The sequence below is a fragment of the Stenotrophomonas indicatrix genome (genome assembly GCF_002750975.1).
GTDB classification, from domain to species: domain Bacteria; phylum Pseudomonadota; class Gammaproteobacteria; order Xanthomonadales; family Xanthomonadaceae; genus Stenotrophomonas; species Stenotrophomonas indicatrix.
In genome coordinates, this window is the sequence record NZ_PEJS01000001.1 from 2,317,050 (window position 1) to 2,332,445 (window position 15,396).

Below are 15,396 nucleotides of genomic sequence, written 5' to 3' on the forward strand. Positions count from 1 at the left end.
ACCCATCTTCCGGCAGAGTCCAATGTGCTATTCCGCCCTGATCCGCGCCGACTACGCCAAGCTGGTGCGCGAGTTCGGCGCCGTCCTGTCTCTGGAGGAGTTCGCCGAACTCTATGCGCATGATCCCGGCAAAAAACGACCGAAAACGCCGAAAGCGATGGATGACGGATTTGCCGGTGCGCGCACCGAACTGGGCCGCGACATCGTGGCGAAGATCCAGCAATGGCATGCACAGGAGCGGCAGCAGCTGCAGGCCGAGCTGGAGCGGCAGCTTGAGCGTCGCGACATCGCCAATGCAACCCTGGCCGTCCGTCCCACGCAGAAGGCGCGCAATGACCTGCGCGTTGCCGGCAACCGCATCGACCGCGCGCAGGCACGACTGGACGACCTGCATCGGGAACAGCTGCTGCCACGCGACAACCGTATTTTTCCTGGCACCTACGCGCCGGTGATAGTCAGCGAGAATGGCCGGCGCGTGATCAAGCCGATGCGCTATCAATGCCGGCTTCCGGACAAGCCCGCGCGCAACGATGTCCTCTACCCCGGCACCTACAATGCGCGGCGGGACAGCCTGGAAGGCTATTGGCGCGGGGCCTTCGGACTGCGCCACGGCGTGGTGGTGGTACAGGCCTTCTACGAGCACGTCCCTCGCCACGCCATTGCCGGCCGCACCCTGCACAACGACGAGAAGGAACAGGACGTGGTGCTGGAGTTCCGCCCTGATCCGCCGCGCGACTTGTTGCTGGCCTGCCTGTGGGCGGAATGGGAGGGCCCGGAAGGACGCCTGCTGTCGTTCGCCACCATCACCGATGGACCGTCAATCGATGTTGCCGCTGCCGGCCATGACCGGGGTGTACTGCCGATCCGCGCCGAGCATCTGGACACCTGGCTCAACCCGGACCCGGACAACCTGGCAGCGCAGTACGCCATCCTCGACGACCGCGAGGAGATCCGTTATGTCTACGAAGAAGCCGCCTGAGCAGTCGGATCAGGCGTTGGCGCTGGAACGCCCCACTGCGCGGACCAATGCCTTGGACAGCTCCGCCGACAGATAGGGCTTGATCAACAGCACCCCCGATCGCATCGCGACCGGCAGTTGTTCGGCGGTCATGCCGGTGGCGAGCACGAACGGCACGCCACGCGCGGCCAGCGCCGCAGCGACCGGTTCACTGGTCTCGTTGTGGGCCAACCGGTAATCCAGCAGGGCCACGTCAGGGCTCGCTTCTTCCAGCAGGCGCAGTGCCTCGGCAACGGACGCGGCAAGACCAACGACCAGAGCACCGGAATGCACCAGCTGCATCTGCAGCAGCGCCGCACTCATCTCGTCGTTCTCCACTACCAGCACCCGCAGGTCCTGCAACGCTGACATAGGCTATCGCTCCGTGCCTGTTAAGCGTTGCCAGTATAGCCAGCAGTCGGCCGATACCGACAATTTGAAGCCATTTCGGCCCCGTTCGCCCGCACCTCTATGAACGCCCGCCCGGCTCGGGTACACTAGCCCGCTGCTGCCGGTGTGGCGGAATGGTATACGCAGCTGACTCAAAATCAGCCGGGGGTGACCCCATGAAGGTTCGAGTCCTTTCACCGGCACCACGATAGAAGGCCAGGTCTACGACCTGGCCTTTGTCGTTTCCGGTCTTGCCCTGCCCGACCAACGCCGCCGACACTGGAGCGATGGCATCGCACTCCGCTCCCTCCCTTCCCCCAGCGTTCCAGGCTCACCTGCGCGAACTGGTCCTTCCAGACGCGGTCGCCTGGTCGAACTACCTGTCGCTGCCGGGCGTGATCGAGCACACCAGCTGGGGCGATGTCTCTGTAGAGGCTCTGCAGCGGCAGATCGTCGACCATGCACGCAACACACGATGCCGCCGCTGGGCGATCCTCGACAGTGACGATCAGTTGCTGGGCACCGTCGGCCTCAACGACATCGACATCAAGCACCACCGCGCGGAACTGGCCTACGATCTGTCCCCAGCCCACCAGGGACGCGGGCTGGCGACCGGGGCGGCGCGCGCGGTCATCGCCTGGGCGCAGGCCGCACTAGGTTGCGTGCGCATCCAGGCCACCGTGCTCGACAGCAATCTGCGATCCATTGCCGTACTGGAACGGGCAGGCATGCAACGCGAGGGATTGCTGCAGTCCTATCGCCATGTCCGTGGACGGCCGCGCGATTTCTGGATGTATGCGCACACTCACCCGCGGCTGCACTGTGGCCAGGGCGAAGACCGCGCCGCCCCATAGGCCGGCGCGGGCCGGCGCCCTACACCACCCGCAGCGCCGGGGAATGCACGCCATGGCCATGCCCTGCCCCCGCGTGCACACGGAACCCTGCCACCGTCTGCAGCAGCTGCGAAGACTGCTCTTCCATGCTGCGCGCGGCCGCTGAGGCCTCTTCCACCAGCGCTGCATTCTGCTGCGTACCCTGATCGATCAGATCCACCGCGTGGTTCATCTGCTGGATGTCATCGCTCTGCTGCTGCGCAGCCGCGCTGATCTCGGTCATCAGGTCGCTGACGCGACGCACGTCGACCACGATCTCGTCCATGGTCCGGCCGGCGCTCTCGACCTGCGCCGTTCCGGCACCGACGTTGGCAACAGACGCATCGATCAGCTGCTTGATCTCCTTTGCCGCACCTGCCGAGCGATGCGAGAGCTCGCGGATCTCGGTGGCAACCACGGCGAAACCACGACCATGCTCACCGGCACGCGCCGCTTCCACCGCCGCGTTCAATGCCAGGATGTTGGTCTGGAAGGCAATGCCATCGATCACACCGATGATGTCGACGATGCGACGCGAGGAAGCATTGATCACCTCCATCGTCGAGACCACGTCATGCACCACCTGGCCACCCCGTGCGGCCACATCGGCGGCGCCGCCGGCCAGTTGGCTGGCCTGGCGCGCGTTGGTCGCGGTGCGCTGCACGGTCTCGGCCAGCCCCTTCATCGACACGGCGGTTTCTTCCAGAGAGGCAGCCTGCTGTTCGGTACGCTGGGAAAGGTCGTTGTTGCCTTCGGCGATCTCGCTCGCACCGACCGCAATGGTGTCTGCGGCGAACTTGATCTGACCGATGATGGCCGCCATCGCCTCGACCAGCGCGTTGACGCCACCGCATAGCTCGGCGATCGGGCCCGTCTTGTCGGCCATGCCGATGCTCCGGGTCAGATCGCCCTCCTTTGCCGACGCCACCACTTCGCGCGTCTGCGCGACGGCGCGCTGCATGGCCTGGCTCTCATGCACCTGTGCGGTGATGTCGGTGGCGTACTTGACGACCTTGAACGGCCGGCCACCGGCATCAAGGATCGGGTTGTACGATGCCTGGATCCACACTTCACGACCACCTTTGCCCAGCCGCCGGTACTGGCCTGCGTCGTACTCGCCGGAGCCGAGCTTTTCCCAGAAGCGCCGATACTCGACACTGGCCCGGTAGTCGGGCTCGACGAACAGCGAATGATGCTGGCCACGCACCTCTTCCAGCGTATAGCCGGTGGCGGCCAGGAAGTTCGCATTGGCCGCCAGGATGCGGCCATCCATGCTGAACTCGATGACCGCCTGCGATTTGTCGATGGCGGCCAGCTGCCCCGCCGATTCGGCCGCCTGCTGCTTCTGCGCGGTGATGTCGGTGGCGAACTTGACCACCTTGTACGGCCGACCGTGCTGGTCAAGCACCGGGTTGTAGGAGGCCTGGATCCAGATTTCGCGCCCCCCCTTGCCGAAGCGCCGGTACTGACCTGCATCGAACTCACCGCGGCCCAGCCGCGCCCAGAAGTCGCGGTATCCGGTACTGCGCGCGTCCTCGGGATCGACGAACAGGGAATGATGCCTGCCCTGGATCTCATCCAGGCGATATCCCACTGCCTGCAGGAAGTTGTCATTGGCCTGCAGGATGGTGCCGTCGAGGGCGAACTCGATGACCGCCTGCACCCGGTGCAATGCGGCCACCTGGGCCTCGAGCTCGACGTGCCGCCGATGCTGCTCGGCCACCTCCGTGGCGCGGCGCTGCCTGCCCAACACCCCCCGCAGCGCGCGCAGGGGAGACCAACGGGTGAGCACTTCGACCGGCGCCTGAGCACCTTCCATGGAGCCTGAAATAAGCATCGTCTGATCCTCGGTGTCCGGGTAGCGGTTGCGACCCGCCGGGCGGGATGCCCGGCGGCAACTTCGATTGCCTGGGACGTGCAGACGCCGACCGGCGTCACTCGAGCGACTGGCAGAAAACAGTACGGCAGCTGCGATCGTCATCAAACAGCGGCGAGGCACACGGCACGGGCCGCGCATCGGAGGCAGCCTCGGGTCGGGCGGCGGGAGCCTGCAGCGGGCTCCAGAGAAGGTAACGGCGCGACGGCCAGCAACTTTAGGGGGCCAGCCCCTGGTCGGCAGCGCGCCGCAGAACCCAGCGCAGCAGCATCGTTGCCAGCACCGCCGGCAGGTAGCCCAGACTGCCGCAGACGACCAGCAGGGACGGCCCCGCCAGCGGCCCGCCTCCGCCCAGGATCCAGCTGCGGGTGGCGAGGATGTACAGCGCGAACGGCACCAGCAGCAACGGTGCCAGCCGCAACAGCTGCCACCGCCACCTCCCCGGCCCGATCCAGCCGGCCAGTGCACCCAGCACGGCACCCGCGGCTACGATGGTGGCGATTTCATCCATGACGCGCTTCCGGAAGTCTTCCAGCCACCATTCTGGACCAGCGCTGACGGAAAGGGGATGCGGCAGGCACGCAGAAGGTTGCAATGACCATCGGGACATCCCTTGCCTGCGCACTGCCGGCAGCATGTGCCCACTGAATGGATTTTTCCTGGGAGGCAGCATGCTTCGACGCTTGAACGCCATCATCATCCTCAGTCTCTGCAGCGCAGGCGCATTGGCCAGCGACGCGGGCTTCCGTCCCAGCTTCCATCCCGACCAGCTGAAGGGGCCACCCGCCGGTCGCCACAACGAAGTACTGGTGCTTGGGACAGCACATCTGTCGGAACTGCCAAAGGCCTTCGAGCCGACCATGCTGGAGCCCTTGCTGCAGCGCCTGGCGCGTTGGCGCCCGCAGGCGATTGCCACCGAAAACCTGTCCGGCCTGCAGTGCGACTTCATGCGTCGCAATCCCAGCCGCTATGCCGAAAGCGTTGAAACCTACTGCTACGACACCGATGAGGCCCGCGTCGCCACCGGCCTCGACGTGCCCAGCGCCAACGCCGAGATGGGGCGCCTGCTGTCGGCATGGCCGGCAAGCCCGACAGCCGCGCAGCGTCGACATCTGACCGCGGTGTTCCTGGCCGCTGGCGAGCGCGGATCGGCGCAGGTGCAATGGCTGCGCCTGCCTGTGCAGGAGCGCGTCGCCGGCGACGGGCTGGATGCTGCGTTGGTCGAGATTCTCGACAAGAGCCTGACCCGCCGCAATGAAACCAACCTGGTGGCGGCAGTCCTCGCTGCCCGCCTGGGGCTGGAACGCCTGTGGGCCGTGGACGACCACACCGCCGATTCGCCCACCCCGCCCGAGGACAAGAAGGCGGCACGCGAAGCGATGATGAAGGCCTGGGACAACCCGCACGCAAACGCACGGCTGGACGCCGACGAGCCGCTGTATGCCAACGTCGGCAAGGTCGGTGGCGTGCTGGACCTGTATCGCGCCTACAACCGCCCCGGCGTCGGCCTGCAGGCCTACCAGGCCGATTTCGGTGCCGCGCTGGTCGAACCCTCATCCCAGGGCTTTGGCCGCAACTATGTGGGCTACTGGGAAACCCGCAACCTGCGCATGGTCGCCAACATCCGCGAAGTGCTGGGCCAGCGGCCGGGAACGCGCCTGCTGGCCATCGTTGGCGCCTCGCACAAAGGCTACTACGAGGCCTACCTCAACATGATGCACGACGTGCAGCTGGTGGATGCCGAAGAGGTGCTGCGCTGAGGCCCGCACCTGATCAACGCAGCAGATCCGCTACCCACGTTGCTGCGCATCGCGACGCGCAGCGCGCCAGATCATCACGCTGGCAGCGACGATGCAGCCCAGCGTGACCAGCAGCATCAGCGCCACGCCCCACTGCACCACGGGGACCAGCATCCGGGCCTGCTGGTCATTGCGCAGCTGCTCCAGCCGGAGCCAGCCGGAGAGAGCCAGGGACCAGCCGACAACGGCCGGTGCATAAGCACGGACTGCACTCAGGTTCCAGGACGTCATGTTGTTTTCCTGCCAAGGTGGGGCGTTGGCGCAGTATTCGCCGCGCCCCTCTCACAGGCTGAGATCAGCCGTCGCTGAGGTCGCCGCCGTCCGCCGGCGAGCTACCGGGCAGTTCGCCGGTTTCGCCCTGCACCTGCACATTGTTGCGACCCATCGCCTTGGCCCGGTAGCACTGGGCATCGGCGGCGGCGACGGCCTGGTCCACGCTCATGCCGGCGGCAAGCGGTGCGATGCCGATGCTGGCGCCGATCCGCAGCTGGTGCTGGTCCCACGGAATGGACAGGTTGGCCAGGGTATGCAGCAACTCGCCGCCGATGCGCGCCGCGCGCCGCGGGCTGCACCCGGACAGGATCACCGCGAATTCGTCACCACCCAGGCGCGCCACCACATCCGAGTCGCGCACACCATGGCGCAATACGCTGGCCACGGCCCACAGCACGGCGTCGCCGGCCAGATGACCAAAGGTATCGTTGACCGGCTTGAAGCGGTCCAGATCGATGTACATCAATGACGCCGCCTGCCCGGTCCGCTCGACCCGGGTGATCGCCTGCTGCAGATGCACTTCGAAGCCGCGGCGATTACCCAGTTCGGTCAGCGGGTCCATCTCCGCCAGGTGCCGTGCCTCGCGCTCGCGTGCGCGCTGCTGGGTGTCATCGCGCAGGACCCACACTGCACCACGCACCTGGCCTTCGTCGTCACGAAGCCAGGCCCGGGTCAGGTCAACCGGCACCACGGCGGTGCCCAACTGCAGCAGCAGATCGGCATGCAGATCAACGGCGTTGCTTTCCGGATCCAGCAGCACGCTGACGTCGAGCTGCGATTGCGGCGCGTATTCGGTGGTCAACGACAGCACGTCCTGCACGAGATGCCCGGCCAGCGACAGCGCTCCATCGCCGGCAAGCATTCGCACGGCGGCCGCGTTGGCATATTCGATGTGGCCATCCAGGGCCACGCTGAGTACCAGGTCGGCAACCGCATCCAGGGTGATGCGGCTGCGCTGCTCGCTTTCGAACAGGCGCTGCTCGCTGCTGCGCTGGGCGCTGACATCCTGGATCTGCGACACGAAATGCAACGGTTCACCGCGCTCATTGCGTACCAGCGATACCGACAGCCGTGCCCAGATGGTGTTGCCCTCACGGCCCAGGTAACGCTTTTCAAGGTGATAGTGCGTGCGTCGCCCCGCCAGCAGGTCCTGCACCAGGGCCAGGTCGGTCTGCAGATCGGCCGGATGGGTCAACCGCTGGAAATCGACCTGCAGCAGTTCCTCGCGCGTGTAGCCGAGAATGCGGCACAGCGCATCGTTGACATCCAGCCAGCGCCCTTCCAGCGACACCAGCGCCATGCCCAGTGCCGCCGAAGTGAACGCTCCGGCGAACTTTTCCGCCGCAAGACGAGCCTCGGCGCGCGCCTGCAGGATCTCGGTGATGTCGATGGCCATGCCGACATAGCCGATGCGCTCGCCATTGGCGCCATCCATGCGGCTGATTGACAGGCGTACCTGGCGACGCTGACCGTCCTTGCGCAGCAGTGTCCACTGCCGCGAATACGTCTGGCCCTCGGCACGTGCACTGAGTGCCTCGAACACACCCGGAACCTGTCCATCGGCGGTCGCCAGCGGTCGCAGCCACGCCTGCAGTTCAACCGGGTCGTGGAAGGCATCCAGGCGGCGCTCACCCACTACTTCAGCGGCGGTGTAGCCGAGCAGGCGCTGCGCGCCGGTATTGAAAATGGTGATGATGCCATCGGTGTCGGTCGCGATCACCGCGACTTCGTCTGAAGCATCCACCATCGCCTGCAGGCGCTGCCGCATTTCGGCCGCGTCCTGGCGCGCCTGCTGCAGTTCGGTGACGTCGGCATGGGCGCCGGCCATCCACAGTGGCCTGCCCTGCCCGTCCCATTCGAATACCCGTCCGCGATCGTGGATCCAGATCCATTCGCCATTCCTGTGGCGCATCCGCAACAGGCAGACATAGTGGTCGGTGCGGCCATCGAAGTGGTCCTGCAGGGCCGCATCGGACAGCGCCAGATCATCCGGATGGACCAGCGCGATGAAGGTCTTCTGGCAGATCGGTTCAAGTTCGTCCAACCGGTAGCCGACGATCTCGGCCCACCGTTCGTTGACCCGCATCTGCCCGCTCTGGACGTTCCATTCCCAGGTGCCGGCCGCGGTGCCCTCGATGATCATCGCCAGGCGGCGGCGCTCTTCGGCCAGTTCCTGCAGCCGGCGCTCCAGCAGTGCGTTGCCGCTGTTGCCCTGATCGGCCATCAGCCGCCTCCCCTGCCGACGCAGCTGCCCGCAGGCCGTGGCGAGCCACAGCGGTCACGGAACAGGGCGGATGGTGCTGACGGCATGGCCTCCCCAGCGACAGCAGGGGCCCAGGCGCCCCTTCCGGCGCAAGTGTGCGCATTGCCGGGGAACATCGACAAGTCCCCCGCCCGGATCGCGCCGGGAGGGGGACGGCGGACTCAGCTGCGCTTGGCCCGGGCGAACGCCTCGGCCAGGGCATTGTTGGCTGGCGGCGCGGCCTGTGCCGGGCGTCCGCCATTGCCCGGGTTGCGCCCTTGGCCACGTCCCTGCCCGGGGTTGCCAGCGTCGCGGCGCGGCGCCTGCCCCTGGCTGCGTTCGTCACGGCTGCCCGGGCGGCTGGTGGCCTGGCCGGGCGTGTCGTCCAGACGACGGGTCAGGGCGATGCGCTTGCGCGGCACGTCCACCTCCAGCACCTTCACCTTGACGATGTCGCCGGCCTTGACCACGTCACGCGGATCCTTCACGTAGGTATCAGACAGCGCCGAGATGTGGATCAGGCCGTCCTGGTGCACGCCGATATCGACGAACGCACCGAACGCGGCCACGTTGCTGACCACGCCTTCCAGCACCATGCCCTCGCGCAGGTCCTTGATGTCCTCGACGCCATCGGCGAAACGGGCCGCCTTGAATTCCGGGCGCGGATCACGGCCCGGCTTTTCCAGTTCCTTGAGGATGTCGCGCACCGTCGGCACACCGAATGTCTCGTCGGTGAACTGCTCGGCCTTCAAGCCGCGCAGGAAACTGCCGTCGCCGATCAGCGCCTTGATCGGGCGCGCGGTGCTGGCGACGATGCGCTCGACCACTGGATAGGCTTCCGGGTGCACCGACGATGCATCCAGCGGCTCATCGCCATCGGCGATACGCAGGAAACCTGCGCATTGCTCGAACGTCTTCTCGCCCAGGCGCGACACCTTCAGCAGGTCCTTGCGACGCTTGAACGGACCGTTGTCATCGCGGTGGCGCACAATGTTCTCGGCTACCGTCGACGACAGGCCCGAGACGCGCGACAGCAGTGCAGCCGACGCCGTGTTGACGTACACGCCGACGGCATTCACGCAGTCCTCCACGCGCGCATCCAGTGCACGCGCCAGGCGGTACTGATCCACGTCGTGCTGGTACTGCCCCACGCCGATCGCCTTCGGCTCGATCTTCACCAGTTCGGCAAGCGGGTCCTGCAGGCGACGCGCGATCGATACCGCACCACGGATCGACACGTCCAGGTCCGGGAATTCCCTGGCCGCCGTTTCCGACGCCGAATACACCGAAGCCCCGGCTTCACTGACCACGATCTTCTGCGGCGCGTTGTCACCCAGCGCCTTGATGGCTTCACCGGCCAGCTTGTCGGTCTCGCGGCTGGCGGTGCCGTTGCCGATCGCGATCAGTTGCACGTTGTGCTTGGCACACAGCTGCTTGATCGTCTGCAGCGACTGCTCCCACTGCCGGCGGGGCTCGTGCGGGTAGATGGTGTCGGTGGCCACCAGCTTGCCCGTGGCGTCGACCACGGCAATCTTGCAGCCGGTGCGGATGCCCGGGTCCAGGCCCAGCACGCTTTTCGGGCCGGCCGGTGCGGCCAGCAGCAGGTCCTTGAGGTTGTCACCGAACACCGCGATGGCTTCGGCTTCGGCTTTCTCACGGGCCTGGTTGAACAGGTCCAGCAGCAGGTGCATGTGCAGCTTGGCCCGCCAGGTCAGGCGGCAGGCGTCCAGCAGCCAGCGATCAGCGGGGCGTCCCGCATCGCGGATACCGGCGTTGTGCGCCACGCGCCCTTCGGCGTACTGATGTCCGGCCTCGGCATCCTTGCCTGGGTCCAGCTCCAGGAACAGGATCTCCTCGCGGCGCGCACGGAACAACGCCAGCAACCGGTGCGAGGGAATCTTCGCCAACGACTCGGCGTGCTCGAAATAATCGCGGTACTTGGCGCCCTCGGTTTCCTTGCCCTCGGCAACGCGGGCACGGATCACGCCCTGCTCGCTCAACCAGCTGCGCAGCTCGCCAACCAGCGTGGCGTCCTCGCCCCAGCGCTCCATCAGGATCGCGCGGGCACCTTCCAGCGCGGCCTTGGTATCGGCCACGCCCTTGTCGGCATCCACGAACGTGGCGGCAAAGACCTGCGGGTCCTGTGTCGGGTCGCCCAACAGGCCATCGGCCAACGGCTCGAGTCCTGCTTCGCGGGCGATCTGCGCGCGGGTGCGACGCTTGGGCTTGTACGGCAGGTACAGATCTTCCAACCGGCTCTTGGTGTCGGCAGCGAGGATCTCGTTGCGCAGCTCATCGCTGAGCTTGCCCTGCTCACCGATGCTGGCCAGCACCGCCGCACGGCGGTCTTCCAGTTCGCGCAGGTAGGTCAGGCGGGTTTCCAGGTTGCGCAGCTGGGTGTCGTCCAGGCCGCCGGTGACTTCCTTGCGGTAGCGGGCGATGAACGGAACGCTGGCGCCTTCATCGAGCAGGCCGACAGCGGCGCTGACCTGGGCGGTCTGGGCACCGATTTCATCGGCGATGGTCTGGGCGATCTGCTGGGCGAGCTGGCGCTGGGCGTGCGTGGCGTCGTGCATTGTTTCCGGCCTGGGCCGCATTGCGGGAAAGGCCCATTCTTGCAATGCGCGGGCGGCAGGGACAAGGCGTTGACAGAGCGGCGGTTCAGGCGGCGGGTCCGGATGGGACGCCGGCATCCTGGCAAAAGGGGCTCGGACTGGCCCCGGGGCTGGGATGCCGGCGCGGACGCGCGATGGTGGAGCGCGTCCTGCCGCGTACTGCGAAGGTCAGCGGTAGTGGCGGGCGGCACGCTGCATGACGATGTCGTCACGCAGGCTCTCCAGCGCCATCAGGCGGACCTTGCCGACACCCTGCAGTTCCATGAACCGCTCCGTGTAGAACTCCGGCCCCAGCGCGGTATCGGCGCGGGATTTGCTGAAGCCGTAGGGCACCACGCCCTTCTCGCCATCCTTGCTACCACCGACATAAAGAACGATTGCCATGTGATGTCTTCCTCCAAATTGCTACTGCGTACTGCACACGATGAGCGGTACTTGTTGGCTCATCGGGATAGAGCTTACCGCGACCAAGCTGACTGGAACGTCACGAAGACTAATGACGATCGGTTGCATGCAGATGACTGCGGGATCGCAGCAGAATGCTTACGGATCTTTAACTTCCGACTAACGAATACGAGGGTTTCAGCCAACGGCGCAGCCCCTCGTGGGTGGGGTTGGTTGGTCGCGGAATGCAAAAGCCAGATTACTGGGGCTGGCCGGGTGGGTAGGCATTGCGGGGACGCCGTAAACCCATCCCTGGGGGCTTGGCCGCGGCATCCATGCCGCGGACACCCCGCAATGCCTACCCACCCGGCCGCTGACAAGTTTCTGGTGCCTGCCGCCACCCACGGAAGAGAAAAGAAGATCAAAAGCAAAAGCGGCGTGGTTGGCCGCTTTCTGTAGAGCCGAGCACAGGCTCGGCTCTGCACGAGCAAGCGCAGCGCGCGACCCGCTGTTGCTGTTCTTTTTCTTCTCCGTGGCTGGACGCGCCCGGAAACTGTCAGGGGCCGGGCAGGTGGGTTGCGCAGGGGCGTGAGCCGCATGGATGCGGCGACCGAGCTTACAGGGACGTACTTGCAGCGGCCCCTGCGCAACCCACCTGCCCGGCCCAATCACATGAATCGCATTTCGCGCCCCACCCACGAGGGGCTGCGCCGTTGGCCGGAATCTACGGCCACCAGCCGTGCCCGAACCGCGCGTAATGATCGGCCGCACGCTCGAACGGATTACGCGCACTGACACCTCCACACAGCAGATACACCGGCAGGTACAGCGGCCCCAGCACCAGATACTGGTACACGTGCGCACGTTCATGGTCATCCAGCCGGATCAACGGCTCCACGCCCCACCCCGCCTGATGCGCGTAGGTACGGCAGCACATGCCCAGATCGTGGCCGGTGTGCAGGATCACGTTGCCCAGGGTGATCGCTCCGCCCGGGCCCCAGGGCCAGTGATCGAAAACCACCGCGCAATCACGACCGCTCCAGCGCATCTTCGCACCACCCAGCAACCCGGCCAGACCGCCAAGCAGGCCGATCAGGGTATTGGGCACGGTCCACAGCGCGCCCAGCACCTGCAACGCGCGCAGCCAGATCGGCCAGGGACGGGACGCGGTGTTCAATCCGCCTCGTTGGGGATCAGCAGCCACAGCAGCAGGTAGACCAGGATGCCGGGGAAGGCGGCCGACGCCAGCGAGACCACCACGTACAGCACCCGTACCAGGGTCGGGTTCCAGCCGAAACGATGGGCGATGCCGCCCATCACCCCGGCAATCATGCGGTCGTTCAGCGAGCGCGACAGGGTGCGCGGCACAGCGTTCATGGCGAGGTCTCCCGGCTGACTGGCTGTTGCCACTGTAGCGCCTGCAATGTCTACGGCGTGCGTTGGCGCAAGGCCTGCAGGCGGGCGCCGAACCACGCCGCGGAGGTCTGTTCGGGCTGGCCGGGGCAGCGGATCCGGTACGCCTTGCCACTCATGCTGCTCTGGCTCGCCGCACGTTCGATGAACTGCTCGGCAGTGTCGACCATGTTCTTCTTCAGCAGGTAGTCGTACTTGCGCTGAAGGTGCGAACGCGCATCGGCGGGACCGTACCAGCTGCCATTGCGCTGGAACTGGCACTGGGAGCCATCCAGGCTTCCGATCAACTGCGCGATCTCGCGGCGCGCATCGGCGCTCGGCGCAGCGCTGGCGACGCCGGGCGCAAGGGCCAGAGCAAGCGCGAGCAGAGGGGAATGTTTCATGGCGTGCGTTCCTTCAGCCAGTTGTCGATGGTCGCCGGCACTTCGCGCTGCGCGCGGCCGGAGACGTAGATGCCGATATGCCCACCGCGGAAACTGGATTCGGTGTAGTCCTGCGTGCCCAGCCGGCCACGCATCGCGCGCGATGCATCCGGTGGCACCAGATGATCCTGTTCGGCGTAGATGTTCAGCACCGGCAGGGTCACCTGCGACAGATCCACCGCCTCTTCGCCGATGCGCACGGTGCCATTGACCAGGCCGTTGCCCTGGTAGAACTGCTTGATGAACTCGCGGAAGGCTTCACCCGCGAGGTCCGGCGAGTCGAAGATCCACTTTTCCATGCGCAGGAAATCCTCCAGCGCCGCCTTGTCATCGAGGATGTCGAGCAGGCCCACGTACTTCTGCACGTTCAGGCGGAATGGCTTGAGCATCAGGTAGCTGGCATTCATCAGATCGGCCGGGATGTTGCCCAGCGTATCCACCAGCAGATCCACATCCACCTGTTGGGCCCAGTGCGACAACATGTTGTCGGCGGTCTGGAAGTCGACCGGGGTGACCATGGTGATCAGGTTGCCCAGCTTCTGCCGCCGCAGTGCGGCGTAGCACAGGGCGAACACGCCGCCCTGGCAGATTCCCAGCATGTCGACCCGGCCTCCACTGCGTGCGCGCAGCGCATCCACCGCGCCATCGATGTAGCGCAGCAGATAGTCCTCAAGCGTCTGGTAGCGTTCGGAACGGTCCGGATAACCCCAGTCCAGCACATATACGTCCTGGCCCAAGGCCAGCAGCTTCTGCACCAGCGACCGATCGGCCTGCAGGTCCACCATGTACGGGCGGTTGACCAGTGCGTACACGATCAGCAGCGGTGTGCGCCGCACCGGCGCGTTCTCGCCGACGAAGCGATACAGCACCACTTTGCCATCGCGCCAGACTTCTTCGCGGGCGGTGGCGCCATAGTCGACATCCTCCACCTGCGGCAGCAGCTTCAACCCTTCCATCAGCTTGCGCTGCATGGCCAGGGTCTCCTGCATCAGGTCATCGGCATTGAAGCCCAGCGGTCCTTTCATGGCTTACGACTTCCGCGTGGTCGCGCGGGTGGCGGCCTTCTTCGCTGGCGCTTTCTTCGCAGCAGGCTTCTTCGCTGCAGCCTTCTTCGCTGCAGGCTTGCGCGCGACGGGCTTGACCCTGGCAGGCGCTGGCTGGGCAACCGGATCGACGGCATCGGTACCGGTACCGGCAAGCGCCGCCACCTGTGCCTGCACCCGGCGCAGGCTGCGCTCGAGCTCGGCAATGCGACGGTGGGCGGCATCCATCTCGCTGCGGGTGGGCAGGCCGATGCGTTCACTCATCTGTTCAACCTCGCGCTGCAGGCCTGCGCGCAGGCGCATCTGTGCGTTGCCCAGCGAGGCATACACCTGCTGGAACGGCTCGGACATGGCGACCTTGGCGTAGGCCTCCTCGGCCACTTCAATCCACAGATCGAACATCGCCCGGGCGCTGGTCAGCTGGCTGCCGGGCTGCTCGTGTTCGGCCAGGCGCTGCTCGAACAGGTCGAACGCCTCTTCCAGTGCCTGCTTGATCTGCTCGACATAGGCCTGCGAATGCTGCTGGTACTCCTCCTGCGCGCGCAGCAGGGCCTGCCACCGCGCCTGGTGCTCGCGGCCGGGCCCGAACGCCGGGCTCTGCAGCCAAGGGCCAGCCAGCGTCTGCAACTGCTGGAACCACGCCGTGAACTCGGGCGGAGCAGCGTCCACATGGGTGCTGCCGCGGGCCCCCTGCAGCATCCACTGCAGCATGCCGTCGCCCTGCCCCTTCACCGCTTCACGCCAAGCCTGGGCGACCTCGGCACTGCTGGCATCGCGGCCGGCAAAGCGTGCAGCGACTTCCTGCATGGTGCCGTACCAGCTGCCAGCCTGCTCGCGGAACCGCCGCACTGCCTCTTCGGGCGCGGCAGCACCGGTCCCGGGCAGCAGTTGGCCCCACCAGTCGAACAGGCGCTTCCAGCTGCCCGGGTCGTCGCCAGCCGGGGTTCCCGGCACTGCTGCATGGCGCAAGGCATCACCCCAGGCGCCGAAGTACTGGCGGGCCAGATTTTCGAAATCGCTGCTGCCGGCGTCGTTGGCCGAGCTGGTCATCGCGCTCCTCCGCAGGGCTG

General features: G+C 66.2%; 15 protein-coding genes and 1 tRNA gene. 4 read left to right on the top strand and 12 right to left on the bottom strand.

Annotated features, from left to right (window positions below; genetic code table 11):
* Window positions 1–22: 22 nt before the first annotated feature.
* Window positions 23–979 carry an SOS response-associated peptidase family protein gene (locus CR918_RS10720; protein ID WP_165780897.1) on the top strand — a complete coding sequence of 319 codons (957 nt, stop codon included), beginning with the start codon at window positions 23–25 and terminating at the stop codon, window positions 977–979.
* Window positions 980–988: 9 nt separating this feature from the next.
* Here CR918_RS10720 and CR918_RS10725 read toward each other — a convergent pair whose 3' ends face one another.
* Window positions 989–1,369 (bottom strand): response regulator, encoded by a 381-nt coding sequence (locus CR918_RS10725; RefSeq protein WP_025879243.1) that lies wholly within the window; start codon window positions 1,367–1,369, stop codon window positions 989–991.
* A gap of 138 nt (window positions 1,370–1,507) precedes the next feature.
* Between CR918_RS10725 and CR918_RS10730 the strand changes: the two genes are divergently transcribed.
* Window positions 1,508–1,593: transfer RNA gene (locus tag CR918_RS10730), tRNA-Leu, on the top strand.
* Window positions 1,594–1,674: 81 nt separating this feature from the next.
* Window positions 1,675–2,241: a GNAT family N-acetyltransferase gene (locus CR918_RS10735; protein WP_099842838.1), complete on the top strand. Its 567-nt coding sequence runs from the start codon at window positions 1,675–1,677 to the stop codon at window positions 2,239–2,241.
* Window positions 2,242–2,260: 19 nt separating this feature from the next.
* Here the strand turns inward: CR918_RS10735 and CR918_RS10740 are convergent, their stop codons facing one another.
* The gene (locus CR918_RS10740) at window positions 2,261–4,096 is read right to left on the bottom strand and encodes a methyl-accepting chemotaxis protein (RefSeq protein WP_099784582.1); all 1,836 of its coding nucleotides are present in this window, start codon (window positions 4,094–4,096) and stop codon (window positions 2,261–2,263) included.
* A gap of 256 nt (window positions 4,097–4,352) precedes the next feature.
* The gene (locus CR918_RS10745) at window positions 4,353–4,646 is read right to left on the bottom strand and encodes a hypothetical protein (protein WP_025879246.1); all 294 of its coding nucleotides are present in this window, start codon (window positions 4,644–4,646) and stop codon (window positions 4,353–4,355) included.
* 160 nt (window positions 4,647–4,806) lie between these two features.
* On the opposite strand from CR918_RS10745, the gene CR918_RS10750 reads away from it, so the two are divergent.
* Window positions 4,807–5,895, top strand: a complete 1,089-nt coding sequence (locus CR918_RS10750) for a DUF5694 domain-containing protein (RefSeq protein ID WP_099842840.1) — start codon at window positions 4,807–4,809, stop codon at window positions 5,893–5,895.
* A 30-nt stretch (window positions 5,896–5,925) separates the two neighbouring features.
* On the opposite strand, the gene CR918_RS10755 is transcribed toward CR918_RS10750, so the two are convergent.
* The 9 genes from CR918_RS10755 to phaE form a co-directional block, all read right to left on the bottom strand.
* Window positions 5,926–6,165 carry a hypothetical protein gene (locus CR918_RS10755; RefSeq protein ID WP_099842842.1) on the bottom strand — a complete coding sequence of 80 codons (240 nt, stop codon included), beginning with the start codon at window positions 6,163–6,165 and terminating at the stop codon, window positions 5,926–5,928.
* 64 nt (window positions 6,166–6,229) lie between these two features.
* Window positions 6,230–8,431: a PAS domain S-box protein gene (locus tag CR918_RS10760; RefSeq protein ID WP_099842844.1), complete on the bottom strand. Its 2,202-nt coding sequence runs from the start codon at window positions 8,429–8,431 to the stop codon at window positions 6,230–6,232.
* 200 nt (window positions 8,432–8,631) lie between these two features.
* A complete protein-coding gene (locus tag CR918_RS10765) occupies window positions 8,632–11,025 on the bottom strand; it encodes a Tex family protein (RefSeq protein ID WP_099842846.1) in 2,394 nt (797 codons plus the stop codon).
* A gap of 207 nt (window positions 11,026–11,232) precedes the next feature.
* On the bottom strand, window positions 11,233–11,448 hold the full coding sequence (locus CR918_RS10770) for a hypothetical protein (RefSeq protein ID WP_025879252.1): 216 nt from the start codon (window positions 11,446–11,448) through the stop codon (window positions 11,233–11,235).
* Between the two features lie 724 nt (window positions 11,449–12,172).
* The gene (locus tag CR918_RS10775; RefSeq protein WP_025879253.1) at window positions 12,173–12,625 is read right to left on the bottom strand and encodes a hypothetical protein; all 453 of its coding nucleotides are present in this window, start codon (window positions 12,623–12,625) and stop codon (window positions 12,173–12,175) included.
* Window positions 12,622–12,825 (bottom strand): PspC domain-containing protein, encoded by a 204-nt coding sequence (locus CR918_RS10780; protein ID WP_025879254.1) that lies wholly within the window; start codon window positions 12,823–12,825, stop codon window positions 12,622–12,624. The genes CR918_RS10775 and CR918_RS10780 overlap by 4 nt, the downstream gene beginning before the upstream one ends.
* A 50-nt stretch (window positions 12,826–12,875) precedes the next feature.
* Window positions 12,876–13,244 (bottom strand): YfeK family protein, encoded by a 369-nt coding sequence (locus tag CR918_RS10785; protein WP_080148531.1) that lies wholly within the window; start codon window positions 13,242–13,244, stop codon window positions 12,876–12,878.
* Window positions 13,241–14,308, bottom strand: a complete 1,068-nt coding sequence (locus CR918_RS10790) for a class III poly(R)-hydroxyalkanoic acid synthase subunit PhaC (RefSeq protein WP_099842848.1) — start codon at window positions 14,306–14,308, stop codon at window positions 13,241–13,243. Before CR918_RS10790 ends, CR918_RS10785 begins: the two co-directional genes overlap by 4 nt.
* Before the next feature lie 3 nt (window positions 14,309–14,311).
* Window positions 14,312–15,376, bottom strand: coding sequence for a class III poly(R)-hydroxyalkanoic acid synthase subunit PhaE (gene phaE, locus CR918_RS10795; protein WP_099842850.1), 1,065 nt, complete (start codon window positions 15,374–15,376; stop codon window positions 14,312–14,314).
* Window positions 15,377–15,396 lie beyond the last annotated feature (20 nt).

What these genes read in the sequence shown, in the direction of transcription:
- CR918_RS10780 (WP_025879254.1), bottom strand. Translation starts at nt 12,825, where the DNA reads ATGAACGCTGTGCCGCGCACCCTGTCGCGCTCGCTGAACGACCGCATG.
- CR918_RS10760 (WP_099842844.1), bottom strand. Translation starts at nt 8,431, where the DNA reads ATGGCCGATCAGGGCAACAGCGGCAACGCACTGCTGGAGCGCCGGCTG.
- CR918_RS10725 (WP_025879243.1), bottom strand. Translation starts at nt 1,369, where the DNA reads ATGTCAGCGTTGCAGGACCTGCGGGTGCTGGTAGTGGAGAACGACGAG.
- CR918_RS10770 (WP_025879252.1), bottom strand. Translation starts at nt 11,448, where the DNA reads ATGGCAATCGTTCTTTATGTCGGTGGTAGCAAGGATGGCGAGAAGGGC.
- CR918_RS10765 (WP_099842846.1), bottom strand. Translation starts at nt 11,025, where the DNA reads ATGCACGACGCCACGCACGCCCAGCGCCAGCTCGCCCAGCAGATCGCC.
- CR918_RS10790 (WP_099842848.1), bottom strand. Translation starts at nt 14,308, where the DNA reads ATGAAAGGACCGCTGGGCTTCAATGCCGATGACCTGATGCAGGAGACC.
- CR918_RS10735 (WP_099842838.1), top strand. Translation starts at nt 1,675, where the DNA reads ATGGCATCGCACTCCGCTCCCTCCCTTCCCCCAGCGTTCCAGGCTCAC.
- CR918_RS10720 (WP_165780897.1), top strand. Translation starts at nt 23, where the DNA reads ATGTGCTATTCCGCCCTGATCCGCGCCGACTACGCCAAGCTGGTGCGC.
- CR918_RS10755 (WP_099842842.1), bottom strand. Translation starts at nt 6,165, where the DNA reads ATGACGTCCTGGAACCTGAGTGCAGTCCGTGCTTATGCACCGGCCGTT.
- CR918_RS10785 (WP_080148531.1), bottom strand. Translation starts at nt 13,244, where the DNA reads ATGAAACATTCCCCTCTGCTCGCGCTTGCTCTGGCCCTTGCGCCCGGC.
- phaE (WP_099842850.1), bottom strand. Translation starts at nt 15,376, where the DNA reads ATGACCAGCTCGGCCAACGACGCCGGCAGCAGCGATTTCGAAAATCTG.
- CR918_RS10745 (WP_025879246.1), bottom strand. Translation starts at nt 4,646, where the DNA reads ATGGATGAAATCGCCACCATCGTAGCCGCGGGTGCCGTGCTGGGTGCA.
- CR918_RS10740 (WP_099784582.1), bottom strand. Translation starts at nt 4,096, where the DNA reads ATGCTTATTTCAGGCTCCATGGAAGGTGCTCAGGCGCCGGTCGAAGTG.
- CR918_RS10750 (WP_099842840.1), top strand. Translation starts at nt 4,807, where the DNA reads ATGCTTCGACGCTTGAACGCCATCATCATCCTCAGTCTCTGCAGCGCA.